This is a genomic window from Novosphingobium sp., from assembly GCF_040079535.1.
Lineage (GTDB): Bacteria > Pseudomonadota > Alphaproteobacteria > Sphingomonadales > Sphingomonadaceae > Novosphingobium.
Genome location: NZ_JBEBKB010000006.1, coordinates 47,675 through 64,201 on the forward strand (window position 1 = coordinate 47,675; position 16,527 = coordinate 64,201).

Here is a 16,527-nt window from a genome sequence, read left to right on the forward strand (position 1 = left end):
ATCCTGTTCAGCCGGCCAATACCGGGCGTTTTTCGGGCTGGGTGCCCGCGGGTGCAGCTTCACGGCGTTCAAACGGCAGCTCGATCAACACGGTAAAGCCGCCTTCGGACGGCTCCATCGTTTCGAATCGGTGATCTTCGCCGTAAGCCTGGGCCAATCGGTCCCGGATGTTGGCCAGGCCCACACCGGTTGAGACCTGTTCGCCGCCGTCGAAAGTCACGCCGCTCAATCTGTTGGAGGCGCTGCCCGAATGCAATCCCGGCCCGGTGTCGGAGACGGTGATGCGAAGGTTCTGGCCGACGAGCTGCGTTGCGATGGTAATTTCCGCCCCGGCTTCTTGCTGGCTTACCGCATATTTGATCGCATTTTCGACCAGCGGTTGCAGTAGCAGCGAAGGCAACAGTGCTTTTTCGGTTTCTGGATCAATCCGAAATACTGTGCGCAGCCGTTCTTCAAAGCGCATCCGTTCAATTTCTAGGTACAGTTTTAGCGTCTCAACCTCTTGCGCCACGGTAACGCGGCCGGTCGGCTCGTTGACTAGGGTATAGCGCAGAAAGCTGGATAGCCGGCTGAGCATGGCATTGGCAGGCTCGGTTTGCTTAAGCAGCACCAGAGTTGATATTGAATTCAGCGTGTTGAACAGGAAGTGCGGGTTGAGCTGATAACGCAGCATCGCCAGCTGGGCCTGCGTTGCCTGGTTTTCCAGCTGGATCAGCTGATCGTTCTGCTCTTCGATCTGGAGGAAGAAGTTGATCATGTAATACAATGCAGACCAGGCCAGAAGCAGCGTGGCATCCAGGTAGATCAAGCCGATTACGCGGCTGACATCGATCGTCTGATCGCCGTTGTAAAGCCCGTTCACCCAGGCATCGATAAAGGCATAAAGCGCCACAGCGATGCCCAGCACCAAAGTGGTCACGCCCCAGGTCACCAGCGGGCGGCGATTGATCAGTGCGCGATAGACCACTGAAAGGATCAAGGTCAGCGAAAGGCCGGTGATGGTTGAAATCAGCACCAACACCAGGAACGACAGCGTCTTGGCATTGGCCAGGCCCGACATCGTCCGCAGCAACAGCGCGCCGCCCCAACCGGCCATCTGCAAGCGCCAGAAGGCCTGGCTCTTGTTGGCGAAAAACGGGATCGGGCGAAAGGGCAGGACGGCCATGGTGCCGCTATCCTAGCAGAAAACTGGTTGGCGCCGCCAATGGATTACTCGGCCTTGGCGCCAGCGATCAATTTGGCCAGTTCGGCCTGGCCCAGTGCGCCGGTTACCAGCTGTTCTCCGGCGATCCAGCTGGGTGTGCCGTCAATCCCCAATTTGCGCGCCATATCAAGGTTGGCCGCGAGTTCTGCGGTGGCGGTGGGCGAAGCGGCAAAGGTGCGGGCGCTTTCCAGATCAAGCCCGGCTGCGCGGGCGGCACCTTCGATGCTGGCCATATCGGTGCGGCCGGCGGCGAACATCGCGTTGTGAAATGCTGGATACTTGCCTTGCTGGGCAGCCGCCAGGCCCCAGCGCGCTGCATCGGGGCTGGTCGGCGCAATGATCGGCAGTTCGCGGATCACAATTTTCAGATCGGGATTGGCGGCAATCAGGGCTTCGATAACCGGCACGCTGGTGCGGCAGTATGTGCAGGCGAAATCGGTGAATTCAACCAGAACCTGCTTACCACCCGGATTGCCCAGAACCGCGCCGGGGAAGGGTTGTTCCAGCCGGTCCGCAACATCGGCAACCTGCTTGCCCTCGTTCTGCTTGCGATAGGCATCGGCGGCTTCGGCCAGCACTTCGGGGTGCGCAACCAGATAGGATCGAACCCGCTGTTCAAACGCTTCCTGTCCGCCGCCGCTGGCCCGTTCATAGGCCCAGCCCGCAGCCGCGCCTGCGCCCAGCAAAAGCAGGCCGGATAGCGAGAGGAGCAGGTTGGTGGTGCGCGGTGCAGGATCGGCCATCGGTGGTTCGCTACCTGCGTTTGCCCGAACGTTCAATCATCGCGCGCGATTGCATGGCAATATCCTGTGCGCGCAACCAGTCTGGTGATCCCGGTGGCAGTTCTGCCTCTGCTGCCTCGGCGCTTTGCAGCGCCTGCGGAAAGTTGAATTGCAGCGCCTGCTGTTCGGCCGCAGCAAGCCGCGCGCGGGCCATATCGCCCCGCTGGCCGTAAATCACGCTCAGCTCGTACCAGCCAAACGGATTGTCCCGGTCGCGGGCCAGCGCGGCCTTGAGCACACGCTCGGCTTCGGCCAGATTGGCAGGGTCTTCGGTGGCGATCAGGGCATGGCCAAACAGGGTAGCGATCAAGGGCGAAAAGCCGGTGATCTCACTGGCCCGGCGCAGCGAAGCCAAGGCTTCTTGCGGACGCCCCGATTCGAGCAGGATCTGGCCCTTCAACTCAAGGAAATAGGGATCATCGGGCGCTCCGGCCAGCAGTGCATCGCACTCTGCCAGGGCGCGATCAAGAAACGCTTCCTTGTGCCAGGCATAGGCCCGGGCATAATGGGCCGGCACCGATTGGTTACTTTGCGGATAGGCCTGAAAGGTCCGCGATGGTTCTGCGGTATAGCCCAGCAGCTTGGCCTTGATCCGCTGAAAGCGGGCTTCGATTGCGGTATCGGCTGGTCTGGCCCAGGCCGGATCCAGGCGATAGGTATCCTCCAGTGTCGCGATCCGGTCTGATGTCATCGGATGGCTGGAATAGAATTCGCTATCGGCCGTGCGCCTGAAGCCAGAGCGCATTTCAAGGTTTTGCAGCTTCTTGAAAAAAGCGATCGATCCGCGTCCGGAAAGCCCGGCCTTGGAAAGAAACTGCGCCCCGGCTGCATCAGCTGTGGCCTCTTGGGCGCGGCTGAAGGCAAGGTATTTGCCCAGCGCAGCCTGCTGGCCGGCCATCATTACGCCCATGGCGGCATCACCGGCCCCGGCGGCGGCGGCAATTCCGCCCAGGATGAGCGACAGGATACTGATCTTGGCCGCGGCAGAGGCGCCGCCATCGTTGACCACATGGCCGCCGGTGATGTGGCCCAATTCATGCGCGATCACGCCCTGGACCTCTTCAGCCGTATCCGCCGCTTCGATCAGCCCGGCGTTGATATAGATAACCTGCCCGCCGGCGACGAAGGCGTTGATCGACCGCTCACCATACAGGACAACATCGACATTATCGGGATCCAGCCCGGACACCGCGACCAGCGGTGTTGCCAGATCGCGCAGCAGGGCTTCGGTTTCGGTGTCGCGCAGCACGCCTTGGGCCAGCGCTGGTTCTATGCCAAGCGCCAGGGCCGCCAGCATGGCAATGCAGACAGACAGCAAGCGGGTCAATTTTCGGGCCATTGCCATGTCTATCGTCCGCCAGCCTGAACCGGCGCTGAAGGTCGGCAACGACTGGCCAGGAACGCCAGCACCGGTTCAATCACCCGGCGATCGCGATTGAACGGCGCGGCCAGCAGCTTGACTGGATCAACATGATCAAGCCCGGCGATGATGACCGGCCGGGTTGGCGCACCGGCTGCGCTCAACGCCTTGGCCAAGGCCGCGCTGTTGCGCGGTTTGACGGTTTCATCCCGGTCGCCGGTGATCAGCAGCATTGGCGGCGCATCGCCGCGGGCAAAATGGATTGGCTGGGTGATCGCAGGATCTGCCACCGCGCCAAACGCGGCCTTGGCCGATGCAGAGGTGAACGGGTAAAAATCATATGGGCCCGAAAGGCCAATCACCCCGCGGATAAATCCATCCTCTACCCCGGCGCGGCCCAGCCATTGCCGCTCCAGCGCCAGCATTGCCGCGTTATAGGCCCCGGCGGAATGGCCGATCAGCATCACCTGCGCCGGATCGCCGCCAAACCGGGCAACATTTTCCTTAACCCAGGCCAGCGCCAGCGCGCCGTCTTCAAGCATGGCGGGATAGCGGCCTGCCGAGCCCAGCCGGTAGCCGGGCAACACCACGATATAGCCCTCGCGCGCCAATTGGCGGCCAACAAACCGATAGTTGCCGGGCTGGCCCGAATCCCAACCGCCACCATGAAAGAACACCACCACCGGGCGCAGCCGGGCTTCGGTTTGCGCCGGAACGATGACTTCGATTCTGTGCGCTGGATCGGGGCCATAGCTGCCGCCAGCCAAAGCCAGCCGATATCCCGAATTGCCGCCAAATTGCCGATCGCCCCAATCAAGCAGGGCTGGCCCATGATTGCTGATTGCCCAGCGGCCGGCCAACAGCGCCGCCACTACGACAAGCGCCAGAATGACAAGAGTAATGCCCATTTTGCCCAGTCGCCATTCCATCGCCGGGGGTTCTATCATTCAAACAAGACGGGCGCCATGCCCTGCGGCAGGCGCCCGAGGAGGGGAGATTCGGTTGAAATTCAAACCAGTTTTCGGGCAGCCTTTTCAAGCAGCGCAATATCATCAGACACTTCACCCAGCAGTACCACTTCGCCGCTTGGCAAACGCCGCGCGACCAGCAGGGTGAATTCGCTGCCATCGGCGCTGATACTATCCAGCGCTGCATATTCAAGCTTGCGCAGCTTGCGGGCCAGCGCTTCGCGTGGTTCGTCGCGGACCACGTCGGGCTTGCCGCTTTCGATCCGTTTGAGCCGGCGTTCCTCGGCAACCACGCCCTTAAGTCCGCCTGCGGCATGGCCCAGATAGGCGGCCAGTTCGCCGCGCGGCAGGCCAATGCGCTGGGCATGGCTAAGAGCAGAGGCATATTCGGTAAGGCGGGTCTTGTCGTATTCTGCGCCGAACACCAGTTTGACCACCGGGGTCATCGGGGCGCGGTCTTGCACGGTCAGGCCCGAATCGGCGACCAGTTCGGCAAAGTCTTCAGGCGCGGCTTCGGCTGCGAGCGCGAAATCATAGGCCTGGCCGATTGCTGCATAAAGCGCGCTGCGGGTCCGGTCTTCGCTGCCGCGTGCTGCATCGGCCAGTTCGCGGGCTGAAGCCAGCCAGTCGGCCAATTCCATGTCAGCCGGATCGGCGGCCGTGAAGTGGCCGAGCTCGGCCTCGCCCTCCAGATCAAGCACATCGCCTTCTGGCATGACCAGATCGTAGATGTCGTCATCGGCTTCGGCCGACATCACTGCTTCAGCTTCTTCGGGGAATTCTTCGGCATCAAAACCGGCCAGATCGAACGGTTCCGCAGCGCTGTCTTGCGGTGCGGCAAACGCGCCATCAGGCTCCTGACCGCTGTCGGCTGGGCCATCGGCCCAGTCGGTCAGCGGCAGATCGCTGTGCGCGCCCTTGGCGCTTACCTGATCCAGCGCAGCATCGATTTCGAGCATCAATTCATCGGTTGTCTGCTGGTCAGCCAGCTCTTTCCAGTTGATCACCCCATAGATGAAGTCGATCGTGTCATCGTCGCTTGAGAACGGCAGCAGGATCCCGCGATAGAGAATGGTGCTTTCACGCTGGTTGACGAATTCTGCCTCAAACCCGATCGGGGCCTGATTGGCGATGATCTGCATGTAATGATCGGTGATCCGTGACAGCAACGAGCGTGCGGGGACATCGGACAAAGTCTCGATGTCGCCGTCAGCGCCGCATTCGATGCCCAGCTGATCGCCCAGAAACTGGATAGACGGGTTTTCGATCCCGCCAGTGAAATCGAGAAGTACGCTAAAGGGCCCGAAATCGGGCAAATCCTCGGGGTCCAGATCTTCGATCGAAGGAAAATTGCGGCCGTCAAGCAGGCTGGCCCAATGGTTATAGGCGCGTACCTGCATCCGGCGCTCGTCCTGGCCTACGGGGCTGGGCGGCACTTCGTGCAGATCATCATCGCCTTCGCTATCGATGCCAAAACTGATCTCGGGCCAATCATCGCCCTGATCTTCAGAATCGCCGAAATTGCCGCGATAAGTATCCATGTGGTATCCCCGGTGTCCCTTACAAACCCGGTTCTGGCGCAACATGGTAAATTAAGCGTTAAGTTGCGCCGATCCGCGGATCGAGCAGCGCCAGGTTGCGGCGCAAGGCCGCGCGGGCCAGCCGTTCGGTTTCAACTTTGCGGCGGGCGGCGGCCAGCGGCACGGTGGGTGCGGGCCGCAAAATCTCGGCATCATAGGCATCGGCCACGATCAAGCCGCAGCGCTCCGGCATGAAAGCGGCCTCTGCCATGCAGCTGAGATCAAGCTGCGGAGCCAGGCCCCAATAGAACCGGTCACAATAGTCCAGATAGTCGGTCCACTTTGCATCGCCCAGCAGATCGGCCCGCGCAACCTTGATCTCAACGATGATCAGATGGCCCTTGGCATCGATTCCCATCAGATCGGCGCGGCGCGAATTGCGCAGCGGCATTTCAGATAGGCACCAGATATCGTTGCGGGCAAATAACCGGCAAATTCCCCGGGCCACCCCCTGCGCGGCTTTCAGATCGGCGTCATCGGGAAGTGGCAGCGCGGCAGACATTCGGCCAGCCTAGGAACATAATGGGAACTTTGCAATTGTTTGTTGGGTGCGCTGATCGCCTCGGCGATCAGCTTGCAACACCAGCCGGACGTCAGCCACAAAACTACGCGAAGCGCCGCGGGCTTTGCGGGCTGGGCGGCGGGGTTAGTGCCAACAACGCAGAGCGCGCGGCGTGGAATTCCTGCCACAATGCCAAAGCCGGGACGGCCGGATTGACACCGCGGGCGTTCACGCCAAGCAGCGCGGCCAGCCCCGGCTCCATGATCGCGGCCAGATCGTCGATCGCCTCTTCGGCCTGCCGGCGGCGCCAGCCTCCGGTATCGCGCATTACCGCGGGAAAATTGCGTACTTCGGCGCGCATCGGTTCAGCCGCGATTCCCGCCAGCATCCCGGCGACTCCGACGGCATCGTGCAGTGCCGACCACTTCATACTCATCGCGCTGGCCGAAGCCTGGCCAAATTCTGCCCGGCCAGATGTGGGCAACGAGCCGGTGACGGGCGCGGAAAAGCTGGGATGTGCGTTCATGGTCCAATCCAATAGCGCAGGTTCGCTTGCCAAATTGCTAACTGCGGTTCGCCGCAATGCACAAACCCTCTGGCGCATCACCCAACTCGCTGCTAACCGCCAGCGCAGCGCATCCGTAGCTCAGCTGGATAGAGTACTGCCCTCCGAAGGCAGGGGTCACAGGTTCGAATCCTGTCGGGTGCACCACTACTCCCAGCCTTGCTCCAGAAACCGCACCGCGCATCCTGCGAGCAAGGCCGCGCCGTGCGGCAGGGCGGCCTCATCAACCATCATCCGCGGCGAATGGATTGCCGGGCAGTTGTGCCAATCGACCCCCTCGTGCGCCACCCCCAGGAAGAACATCGCCCCGGGGATCTTTTCCAGCACATAGGAAAAGTCTTCCGCGCCCATGATCGGCTGGTCAAGGCGCCGAAATGCGGCTACGCCAAACAGGTCGCGCGCCACAGTTTCGCCCAGATCGACCGCCCGTGGATCGCAATAGGTGACTGGAAATCCTGGGATAATTTCAACCGCAGCGCTGGCCCCGTGGGCCGCTGCGATACCTTTGGCGAGCTGCGCCAGCGCGGCATGCAGTTTTTCACGGTGGCGCGCCGAGAGCGAGCGCAAGGTGCCCTTGAGCATGGCAAAATCGGGGATCACATTGTGCGCGGTGCCGGCTTCGATCTGGGTGACCGATGCAACAATCGGATCGTGGGCATCAAACTGGCGGGCCACCAGCGCTTGCAGGGCCATCACCACTTCGCAGGCCACTGGCACCGGATCCAGCCCATGGTGAGGCATCGCGCCGTGTCCGCCGCGCCCGTCGATCCGAATCTCGAACTTGTCGGCCGAAGCCAGCAATGCGCCAGCCCGCCCCGCCACTTGCCCATGCCGGGCATTGGGCATGACATGCAGCGCAAAGGCGGCTTCTGGCGCACCCCAGCCCTCGCCGCCTTCGAGCAGGCCTTCCTCAAGCATGAATTTGGCGCCGTGAAAGCCTTCCTCACCCGGCTGGAACATGAACAGGACTTGTCCCTTCAGGCTGTCCTTGCGCTCACACAGCAGCTGCACAGCGCCAGCCAGCATCGCGGTGTGGGCATCGTGGCCGCAGGCATGCATGGTGCCGGGTACTTGCGAGGCGAATTCAAGCCCGGTTTCCTCGGGCATCGGCAGCGCATCCATATCGCCGCGCAGCAGCACAGTTGGACCAGCACCCCCGCCGCCTTGCAGCAGTGCCACCGCGCCGCTGGTTGATCTGCCCTCACGCCATTCCAGCGGCAGCCCGCTTAGCGCAGCGCGAACTTTGGCCAGAGTCTTGGGGGTTTCCAGCCCCAATTCGGGCTCTGCATGGATGGCCCGGCGCAGCGCGGTGATTTCGCCGGATATGGCGCGGGCCCCTTCAAGCAGGTGTTCGTGCAACATGTCAGGCTCCGATCGTGGCGGCGATGCGCCGGGCAGCAGCATTGTGCATCCATACCGAGACTGCAAGCAGCGCGTTGAGGAATCACCGCTTTAGTTGCCCCCGCTCAAGCCGGTAAGTCAGGTCGGCCAGATCGCCCAGCGCGCCACGGTGGGCGATCAGCAGGATCGCCATCTGACCCTTCAGGCCTTGCAGCGCCGCCGCGATCAGGGCTTCGTTTTCGGCATCAAGCGCGCTGGTCGCTTCGTCAAGGATCAGCAGCGCAGGACGGCGCAATAGCGCGCGGGCCAGCATCAGCCGCTGTCGCTCTCCGCCCGACAGCATCCGCCCGCCATCGCCCAGCCGGGTTCCCAGCCCTTGCGGCAGGGCCAGCGCAAACTCTGCCGAAGCAGCCGCCAGGGCGCTCTCTATGGCGCTATCGCTATAGTCCTGTCCCCAAATCAGGTTTTCACGCACGCTGGCCGCCAGCATGACCGGATCCTGCTGGACATAGCCTACCCGCCGCCGCCAGGCCCGGCGCCGTGCGGGATCGATGATCTGCCCATCGACCGTCATGATCCCGCTATCTGGTGAGATCAATCCGCCCAGCAGATCGGCCAGAGTACTTTTTCCGGCCCCCGAAGCGCCGCTGATGGCCACAATCGAACCCGCTGGAATGGTAAGGCTGATGGTATTGAGGGCAGGCTGTTCTGCCTCCTCAAATTGGACAGTGACGTCCCTCAGCCGCAGTTCGTGGCTGAAGAGCGGTGCGCTGGGATCGATGGAATCGGGTTCGCGGGCGGCTTCGGCGCGGGTGATAAGTGCCAGTGTGGCATCCAGCGCGGGCCGTGAATGGCGCCATTGCAGCCAGCTTTCCTGAAGGTTCCCCAGCAACGGCAGTGCGCGGGCAAACAGCGCCACCATCGGCAGTATAGCACTGGCCCCCATGCCCCAGTGCTGCACCGCCAGCCAGACCAACAAGGCCAGCGCAGCAGCCCCGCCAAGCTGGAGCGCAGCCTGCCCCATGGCGCGATCGCGGACATAGCCGATCTGGGCCTGGCGCATCGCCGCCACCGTTGCCTGGGTTTCAGCCTCTGCCCGGTCTTCTCCGGCCAGGCTCTTGATCACCCGCATGGCGCTTAGCCCTTCGGAGAATGCCGCATAGCTATCGCTAAAGGCCCGGCCCAGATTTTCACCCAACACGTTGGCGCGGCGGCGCAGCCCGGCATAGGCCGCCAATACAACCACCCCGGACAGACCGGCGCTGATTGTTACCAAGGGCGAAATGGTCAGCGCGGCCAGCAGGATCGCTGCCAGGGTCAATACGATCCCGATCGCAGAAATCGCCTGCTGGACACCGTAGCCGACCCGCTCAACCTCGCCCAGCAGCAAGCTGGCACTATCAGAGCGCCGCAACGATTGCAGAACCCGCCAATCGCAATGCAGCAGGGCATGCCAGGCTCTGTTGCGCAGCTGGTCGATCAGGCCAAGCTGGAACCGTTCGGCCATCACCAGCCGCGCCTGATTGATTGCCGATCTCAATGCGACGAGTACAACGAACAAGCCCAGCAGCGCTTCAAGCGTGACCGGAATTCCCAATGCCCCCAGCCAGCGATCAAGCCGGCCAGGCTGATCGCGGCTCAATACTGTCAGCAAAGGCACCAGCAACACCAGCCCCAGGCCTTCGGTCAGTGCGCTGGCCAGCATCAGCCATGCCAGCACGGCTGCCTTGGGCCGCGAAATCATCGGGCTAAGCGCAACCAGGCTCATGGCTGGTTGCGCCCGGTGGTATGATCAACAAACCGCGCCACATAGAGCATTGCGGGAAGGTAGAAGCGCAGCTGGTTGATCTGGTCCCTGGTCTGCGGGGCTTGCGCCGGCCAATCATCGAGCGCCCGTTCCATCGCGGCTACATCCAGCACGGCCCCAAGCTGCGGATGATCGCGCAATGCTGTCGCCGCACGGCGCAGCTCGGCGCGCTGGGCGCCAAGGCGTTGATGCCAATCGCTGTTATGCTCGCCATAGAGGCGATTGGTGCGCTGGGCTTCGGGCATGCGGCCTTTGGCCATGCGCCGGGCCAGCCAGCGGCTTTCGCCGGCCCGGACAAATTGGGCAGTGGGCAGCGCAAGGCAAAATTCGATCAGCGGGCGATAGGCGGTGACATCGCGCAGCCCGATCCCGAAAACCTGCTCGTGGCCATGCACTACTTCCAGGCCAAGGCTGCAGGCATCATAATTTGCGCGGATATAGGCGGCGCGCGATTCGGTGCGATCAACCGTCAGCATGTTGTTGGCGATTGCGGCTTCGTCGCGCCAGGCGGCCAGGCGCGAACTGCTGCGAATGAAAGGGTTGGCAAAAAGATTCATGTCCCGGTGATCCTTGCCCATCAGCCGCCGGATTGAATGCTGCAAGCCAGGCGGCAGATTGGGCATCAGCCCCTGCGCCGCAATCCGCCGCCAGACCGGCCAGTGATTGCCGGCCTGGCCGCTCACCAGCCGGAGCAATTCCAGCCACTTGCCTTGCCGCAAAAATTCAGGCGCGGCCCAGATCGCGGAATTGCTGAAGGTCATGTTGCCCGTATCGGCACCCAGCAGCCAGTCACAACCATGTGCAGCCGCATCGCGCATCGGTCCGTGATGGACCGTGCCCATCACCCGGCTGGGATAGCCCGCATCGCAGGCCGCAAAAACCTGTTCGGCCCGATCTTCAAAGCTGATCCCGGGATTGTCCGAGAAATGCGGATCAAGCGCCGGATGCATCCGCGCAAAGGCTTCAACCCAGGGGCGATCATCACCGAATTTGCCAGGCGGCACCTGGCCATCAAATTCGCGGCACGGATGAAAGGTAAAGCTGGGCAGCCGTTCGCCCGGTGGCAGTTGCCGCAACATCTCTGCACAGACCAGCGCCGAATCGAGCCCGCCCGATAGCGCCACCCCCGGCCGCTTAGCCCCGGCCAGCGCGGCCTTTACGGCTGCGCTCAAATGCGCCTCAGCCGCCTCAACATAATCATCATCGCGCTTGAAACGGACCGGGGCCAGATCAAGCGGATCGTACCAGCGCTGGGTCCGTTGCTGGCCGCGCGCTACAATCACTTCGCTGCCCTGCGGCACCACCCGCAGATTGGCGAACAGCGATTCTTCCTGATCGGGCAATTCCATCGCGATCAGCCGGTCGATCGCCTCAGGGCGCAGCTGCTTGTCAAGACCGGCGGCAAACAGGGGCCGCGGGATCGAGCAGGCCAGCAGCACATCGCCGTCATTATGGTAGAACAGGCTTCGTCCGCCCCACGGACTGCGCGACAGCCGCACCCGGCCATCGGGCAGGCCCAGCACCGCAGCATAGCAGCCGATTGCCCGGCGATCAGCGGCGGTACCCCAGCGGCTATAGGCTTCGGCATAGATCCTGGCCGGGCTGGCCCCCGACAGGCCAAGCTCGCTGGCCAGTTCAGCCGCGTTATCCAGCCAGCCGCTGAACAGCGCGGGGCTATCGTTCGCGAATCGTGCGGCGCGCCAGCCCAATACGGGGCGCGCGCGCGGGCTGGCCAGTTCGGCCAGGAAATCGGTTCCGGATTGTTCGCAATTGGGCGCTTGGCCCGCAAACAGGCCCAGTGATTGCAGCGCGCGGCGCGGCTGCGCCCAGCTGGGGCCGCACCAATCGCGCTGGAACAGAATCATTCAGCAGGCAGGCACGCCGCCTGCAATCAGGACTTGTTGGTGCAAGGCTGAGGGCCGCATTGAGCAGGCCCCGGGGCAGAGTTGGCCACATCGGCGATCTTGCCGAGGCGGACGAGTTCCGGCTTGGTCCAGGTTTGGGCGGGCTTTTGCATTGGGTAATCTCCGAGCTAAGGCGTTGCGCGACCCTGCTGTTTCTTGCGCACTATGCCCCGAATTGCAGGTATTTAGCAACCCTATTCTGGTTCGGCTCGGTGCGCCGGGACTTGCCCCAGCGTGTGGACCCTGACCCAGGGGCCGGGCCGCTGGCCCAGCACGATGGTGCCATCGCATTCAATCCAGGCGTGCAGATCATCGCGTCCTCCGCGCTTGTCCGGCGGCCGGATTGCCAGGACCAGGCCGTGGGCGATCCGCCGCCGCCGCAGCTGCCAGCTTAGCGCAATGGCCTGCGGCAGACATTTGACCGTGAACGGCAAACGCCATGCCGCGCGTTCGATCTGGGCGGCCAGTCTCCGTGTTGCCGGGGCATCGGCGTGTTCACCGCCGCGCCCGCCCAGCCGGCCTCGCCATAACCGGAACGGTGCAGTTGCCACCAGCGCCTGGGCCAGCAACAGCCAGCCGATCGCGCGCAAGGTGTGCAGCCGGGCGGCCCAGGCGTCAATCGGGCTCAAGCAGCCCCGCAGACCCAAGCTGGGCCACAAAAGCGTCCACATCACCAGCCAGATCGGCCTCAGTCCGGCCAAATGCAGCGGCCAGATCGGCCAGCAAGGCCGCGCGTGTGCGGGTGCCGTCGATCAGTTCCCAGATTGCCCGCGCAGACCCGGTCAACGAGAAGAAGTCTCCGCTGGCGAGGCTCATCACCACGATCTCGTCGTCGATCACGGTTTCGCTGAATTGGTCGGCGGCCTTGGCCAGAACGCGGGTCACTGCGGGGGCTCCTTGGAAAACTGGCGAACCGCAGCTTCGGCGAGATCCAGCGACTTTGCAAACCCTTCGCCTGAAAAAGGCCGGACCAGCCGGGCCATGGCCAGGTGCTGGGCCAATCTGGAGCGTAGCGCGAACATCATGGCGCGGGTCGGGGCTTGGGCGTCGAAATAGAGCTGCTGGGTGTAGTGATCGTCATCAAGCCGGGCAAAGCGGGCCGCGCCGCTGATCGGATCCAGCACCGCTTCGGCCCCTTGTTCCAGAAAGGTCAGGCTGGCCAGATCAAGCGGTTCGCGCAGCGATCCGGCTGCGGGCGCGGCATAGCTTTTGCCGGTACCCGATCCGACCGGGCCCAGCACCTCGGCCCCGGCCAGCGCCAGCGCATGGTCCGTCAGTTTCAGCCGCTTGTGCCCAGGCAAGGCCACGATCCGCCCGGGATCGGACAGATCAAGCAGCAGGGTATCATCGCAAAACAGCGGATAACCACGCCTGCCAAGCCCGGCCACCAGGGTTGATTTGCCGGCTCCGCTGGGCCCGGTGAAGGCGTGAACCCGCCCATTATCGGCAATCGCCGAGGCATGGACCGGATAGAGCCCGTTGAGGCAAGCGATCGCCGCATAGACGCTGCCATAAAGCCACAGTTCCAGTTCAGCCGGATCGGCGCCAGGATCCACGGTATAGCTCACCCCAATTCCTGGGCGATAGTGAAAGCCAAAGCCGGTCCCGGTGTGCAACACGAACTGGCCCAGTGCGAACAGCCGGTTGCCGCCGGGAATTTCATGCCCGCCCAAATGCTTGGGCACCGCGCCGGGCTGGCTGCGGGTTTCGCGCGCGATCAGCGCCATGGTTTCAGCCGGGGTCCGCATCGTGGCTGCGCTGTGCCCGCTGGCCCTTGTCTGTGTCAATCGCGATGCCCTGTGCCCGTCCTGCGGTGAAATACTGCCAAGCGATGTGGAAAACGCGGCGCTTCCCGTTGTTTGCATGCAGGGTGCTGGCTAAGCGCGAGGGAAGGGAGCAACCCCGCACACCATGGCAACTCCGCTGATTTCACCTTCGATCCTGTCCGCCGACTTTGCCCGGCTGGGCGAGGAGGTGCGCGCGATCGACGCTGCCGGCGCCGATTGGATCCACGTCGATGTGATGGACGGGCATTTCGTTCCCAATCTGACAATCGGGCCGATGGTGGTACAGGCGCTGCGTCCACACAGCGCAAAACTGTTTGATGTTCACCTGATGATCGAGCCGGCCGATCCCTTTCTGGCCGCTTTTGCCGAGGCTGGGGCCGATATCATCACCTTCCACCCCGAAGCCGGGCCGCATGCGCACCGCACCGTCCAGGCGATCCATGCGCTGGGCAAAAAGGCCGGGGTTGCGCTGAACCCGGCCACACCGGCCAAGATGCTCGATTATCTCTATGAAGAGATCGATCTGGTGCTGGTGATGAGCGTCAACCCCGGATTTGGCGGGCAAAGCTTTATTTCCAGCCAGATTCGCAAGATAGAGGCGATCCGCAAATCGATCGACAAGACCGGGCGTGATATCTGGCTTGAGGTTGATGGCGGGGTTGATGCCGCCATCGCGCGGCAGTGTGTTGATGCCGGGGCCGATGTGCTGGTGGCGGGTTCGGCCACGTTCAAGGGCGGACCTGATTGCTATGCTGCCAATATTGCCGCGCTGAAAGGTGCGGGATGAAGCATGGCCGATGCCGCAGTCTCAACCCGCACCGCGCCGGCCTGGGCAGGCGATGAACCGGCCATTCCCCTGGGCTTGGGCAACGAGGCTGCGCTGGTGATCGAGGCTGCGCCCGTGACTGCTATGCCCCAATCGGCCGCAGCGGTTCAGACTGCGCCGGGTGAACTGGTTGAGCCGGGCCGCGCGTTGGCGCTGGCTGATTTCGGGCCGCCCGCGCTGGGAATGGGCGAACGCCTGATCCGCCTTGCCTATCGGATGGGTGTGCCAGGCTCTACGCTCAGCACGCCATTTGCCAAGGCCGCACGGCTCCGGCTGTTGGCCACGGCCAGCTGCCCACTGCAGGGCAGCAAGGTTTCCGGGACGGCCCTGCGCGCCGGGCATTTTCTGGTCCACGGGGTCAAATCGCCGATCGCCCAGATCGATTTCGTCGGGGCCGGAAGGATGGCTCCGCCGCTGGAACGGACGGTCCATTCGTTTTCCTGGCTGGCCGATCTTGAAGCCTGCGCCCCGCGTGAAACCGTGGCTCCGGTTGCCGAACGGATCCTGGGCGCCTGGCTTGATGCCAATCTCAAGCTGCCGGCCAAACCGGGCAAGGGCCCCGCCTGGAGCATCGACAATGCCGGAAACCGGCTGGTCAACTGGCTGGTCTACGCGCCGCTGATCCTTTCCGGTCAGGATCGCGTGCTGCGCACCCGCACTTTCGATGCCATTTCAGATACCGCGCGCTGGCTCGACAAGCATGTTGGCCGCGCGGAAGATCGGTTGGCCGAAGTGGCTGGCTGGTGCGGGATTGTTGCGGCCGGGCTGCTGCTGCCGCAAGGCAAGCCGCGCAGGCTGTTCGGGGAAAGCGGACTGATCCGCGCGCTGGGCGAAATGGTTGGCGATGACGGCGGAGTCCTGTCGCGCAGTCCGCTGGGCCAGATTGATGCGATTGCTTTGCTGGTGCGGCTTCGGGCCTGTTATCAGGCGGTAAAGCGCGATATGCCGCGCGCGCTTGAAACCATGCTGGATCTGCTGGTGCCGCCGCTGCTGGCACTGACCCACGGTGATGGCTCGATCGGTTCGTGGCAGGGCGGCTGGGCAATCGATGCTTCGGAACTGGCCGGCCTGATCGAGGCCAGCGGAGTCCGGACCCGGCCTTTGCGCGATGTCCGGCAATGGGGCTATCAGCGCGTGGTGGCGCAAAAGGGCGTGCTGCAATTCGATGCCGCTCCGCCGCCGCTGGCCAAACATGCCCGGGCCGGCTGCGGATCGACGCTGGCGTTCGAATTCAGCCATGCCGGTCAGCGGCTGGTGGTCAATTGCGGCGGTGCGGCCTGCGCCGGCGGGCTGATCCCGGTCCGGCTAGAACAGGGCCTGCGCGCCACTGCGGCCCATTCAACTTTGGTGCTTGATGATGCGAACTCCACCGCAGTCTTGATCAATGGTGCGATTGGCAGCGGGGTTTCCGAGGTTGATGTTGATCGCCGCACCCTGATTGGTGAGAAGAATGCCGGTGCAACCCGGCTTGAAGCAAGCCACAACGGTTATGCGTCGCGCTTTGGCTTGATCCACCGCCGGATCCTTATTCTGCGCGATGATGGCACCGAACTGCGCGGGGAAGATTTGCTGGTCCCGGCCAGCGGCAAGGGCAAGGCTGGCAGGATCGGCTTTGCCATCCGGTTCCACCTGGGGCCAGGGATTGAAGCGGGCCTTTCCGAAGACGGCAAGGGCGCGGGACTGGCGCTGCCCGATGGCTCTTACTGGCAATTCCGCGCCGGCGGTGAAGGCCAGGTGACGATCGAGGAAAGCCTGTGGGCCGATGGCCAGGGCCGCCCACAGCCAATCCAGCAATTGGTGATCCAGGGCATGGTTTCGCGCGGTGGGGGAAGTTTCTCCTGGCTGCTCAAGAAGATGGGCTAGGTTGTATCGACATCTAGCCCATAGCGGCCTGCAAATGG

Annotated in this window: 15 protein-coding genes and 1 tRNA gene; 3 read left to right on the forward strand and 13 right to left on the reverse strand. The window is 63.2% G+C overall.

Annotated elements, in window-relative coordinates:
* Positions 1-7 precede the first annotated feature (7 nt).
* The 7 genes from ABL914_RS03475 to ABL914_RS03505 all read right to left on the reverse strand — a co-directional run bounded on the left by ABL914_RS03475 (position 8) and on the right by ABL914_RS03505 (position 6,922).
* Positions 8-1,165 carry a sensor histidine kinase gene (locus tag ABL914_RS03475; RefSeq protein ID WP_391561765.1) on the reverse strand — a complete coding sequence of 386 codons (1,158 nt, stop codon included), beginning with the start codon at positions 1,163-1,165 and terminating at the stop codon, positions 8-10.
* 44 nt (positions 1,166-1,209) lie between these two features.
* The gene (locus ABL914_RS03480) at positions 1,210-1,947 is read right to left on the reverse strand and encodes a DsbA family protein (protein WP_391561766.1); all 738 of its coding nucleotides are present in this window, start codon (positions 1,945-1,947) and stop codon (positions 1,210-1,212) included.
* A gap of 10 nt (positions 1,948-1,957) precedes the next feature.
* Positions 1,958-3,325 (reverse strand): M48 family metalloprotease, encoded by a 1,368-nt coding sequence (locus ABL914_RS03485; RefSeq protein ID WP_391561815.1) that lies wholly within the window; start codon positions 3,323-3,325, stop codon positions 1,958-1,960.
* Between the two features lie 8 nt (positions 3,326-3,333).
* Complete coding sequence (locus ABL914_RS03490; protein WP_391561767.1) at positions 3,334-4,293, reverse strand: alpha/beta hydrolase; 960 nt, start codon at positions 4,291-4,293, stop codon at positions 3,334-3,336.
* Positions 4,294-4,355: 62 nt separating this feature from the next.
* A complete protein-coding gene (locus ABL914_RS03495) occupies positions 4,356-5,855 on the reverse strand; it encodes a hypothetical protein (protein WP_391561768.1) in 1,500 nt (499 codons plus the stop codon).
* 58 nt (positions 5,856-5,913) lie between these two features.
* Positions 5,914-6,396, reverse strand: coding sequence for an MmcB family DNA repair protein (locus ABL914_RS03500; RefSeq protein WP_391561769.1), 483 nt, complete (start codon positions 6,394-6,396; stop codon positions 5,914-5,916).
* A 103-nt stretch (positions 6,397-6,499) separates the two neighbouring features.
* Entirely contained in the window at positions 6,500-6,922 is a 423-nt protein-coding gene (locus tag ABL914_RS03505) for a hypothetical protein (protein ID WP_391561770.1), read from the reverse strand.
* A gap of 109 nt (positions 6,923-7,031) precedes the next feature.
* On the opposite strand from ABL914_RS03505, the gene ABL914_RS03510 reads away from it, so the two are divergent.
* Positions 7,032-7,108 (forward strand) — tRNA-Arg (locus tag ABL914_RS03510).
* Here ABL914_RS03510 and ABL914_RS03515 read toward each other — a convergent pair.
* From ABL914_RS03515 to ABL914_RS03540, 6 genes are all read right to left on the reverse strand, one after another.
* Entirely contained in the window at positions 7,109-8,323 is a 1,215-nt protein-coding gene (locus tag ABL914_RS03515; protein WP_391561771.1) for a M20 family metallopeptidase, read from the reverse strand.
* Between the two features lie 82 nt (positions 8,324-8,405).
* Entirely contained in the window at positions 8,406-10,070 is a 1,665-nt protein-coding gene (locus ABL914_RS03520; protein ID WP_391561772.1) for an ATP-binding cassette domain-containing protein, read from the reverse strand.
* Complete coding sequence (locus ABL914_RS03525) at positions 10,067-11,974, reverse strand: asparagine synthase-related protein (protein WP_391561773.1); 1,908 nt, start codon at positions 11,972-11,974, stop codon at positions 10,067-10,069. The genes ABL914_RS03520 and ABL914_RS03525 overlap by 4 nt, the downstream gene beginning before the upstream one ends.
* Before the next feature lie 233 nt (positions 11,975-12,207).
* Positions 12,208-12,642: a lasso peptide biosynthesis B2 protein gene (locus tag ABL914_RS03530; protein ID WP_391561774.1), complete on the reverse strand. Its 435-nt coding sequence runs from the start codon at positions 12,640-12,642 to the stop codon at positions 12,208-12,210.
* Positions 12,629-12,898, reverse strand: a complete 270-nt coding sequence (locus ABL914_RS03535; RefSeq protein WP_391561775.1) for a PqqD family protein — start codon at positions 12,896-12,898, stop codon at positions 12,629-12,631. Before ABL914_RS03535 ends, ABL914_RS03530 begins: the two co-directional genes overlap by 14 nt.
* Positions 12,895-13,800, reverse strand: coding sequence for a hypothetical protein (locus ABL914_RS03540; RefSeq protein WP_391561776.1), 906 nt, complete (start codon positions 13,798-13,800; stop codon positions 12,895-12,897). The genes ABL914_RS03535 and ABL914_RS03540 overlap by 4 nt, the downstream gene beginning before the upstream one ends.
* Positions 13,801-13,924: 124 nt before the next feature.
* Between ABL914_RS03540 and rpe the strand changes: the two genes are divergently transcribed.
* Together rpe and ABL914_RS03550 are read left to right on the forward strand one after the other, a co-directional pair.
* On the forward strand, positions 13,925-14,587 hold the full coding sequence (rpe, locus tag ABL914_RS03545) for a ribulose-phosphate 3-epimerase (RefSeq protein WP_391561777.1): 663 nt from the start codon (positions 13,925-13,927) through the stop codon (positions 14,585-14,587).
* A 3-nt stretch (positions 14,588-14,590) separates the two neighbouring features.
* A complete protein-coding gene (locus ABL914_RS03550; protein WP_391561778.1) occupies positions 14,591-16,489 on the forward strand; it encodes a heparinase II/III family protein in 1,899 nt (632 codons plus the stop codon).
* Positions 16,490-16,527 lie beyond the last annotated feature (38 nt).

Excerpts from the sequence above, each read along its gene's own strand:
- ABL914_RS03525 (WP_391561773.1), bottom strand. The coding sequence starts at position 11,974 with ATGATTCTGTTCCAGCGCGATTGGTGCGGCCCCAGCTGGGCGCAGCCG.
- ABL914_RS03485 (WP_391561815.1), bottom strand. The coding sequence starts at position 3,325 with ATGGCCCGAAAATTGACCCGCTTGCTGTCTGTCTGCATTGCCATGCTG.
- ABL914_RS03505 (WP_391561770.1), bottom strand. The coding sequence starts at position 6,922 with ATGAACGCACATCCCAGCTTTTCCGCGCCCGTCACCGGCTCGTTGCCC.
- ABL914_RS03515 (WP_391561771.1), bottom strand. The coding sequence starts at position 8,323 with ATGTTGCACGAACACCTGCTTGAAGGGGCCCGCGCCATATCCGGCGAA.
- ABL914_RS03520 (WP_391561772.1), bottom strand. The coding sequence starts at position 10,070 with ATGAGCCTGGTTGCGCTTAGCCCGATGATTTCGCGGCCCAAGGCAGCC.
- ABL914_RS03480 (WP_391561766.1), bottom strand. The coding sequence starts at position 1,947 with ATGGCCGATCCTGCACCGCGCACCACCAACCTGCTCCTCTCGCTATCC.
- ABL914_RS03475 (WP_391561765.1), bottom strand. The coding sequence starts at position 1,165 with ATGGCCGTCCTGCCCTTTCGCCCGATCCCGTTTTTCGCCAACAAGAGC.
- ABL914_RS03550 (WP_391561778.1), top strand. The coding sequence starts at position 14,591 with ATGGCCGATGCCGCAGTCTCAACCCGCACCGCGCCGGCCTGGGCAGGC.
- ABL914_RS03490 (WP_391561767.1), bottom strand. The coding sequence starts at position 4,293 with ATGATAGAACCCCCGGCGATGGAATGGCGACTGGGCAAAATGGGCATT.
- ABL914_RS03495 (WP_391561768.1), bottom strand. The coding sequence starts at position 5,855 with ATGGATACTTATCGCGGCAATTTCGGCGATTCTGAAGATCAGGGCGAT.
- ABL914_RS03500 (WP_391561769.1), bottom strand. The coding sequence starts at position 6,396 with ATGTCTGCCGCGCTGCCACTTCCCGATGACGCCGATCTGAAAGCCGCG.
- rpe (WP_391561777.1), top strand. The coding sequence starts at position 13,925 with ATGGCAACTCCGCTGATTTCACCTTCGATCCTGTCCGCCGACTTTGCC.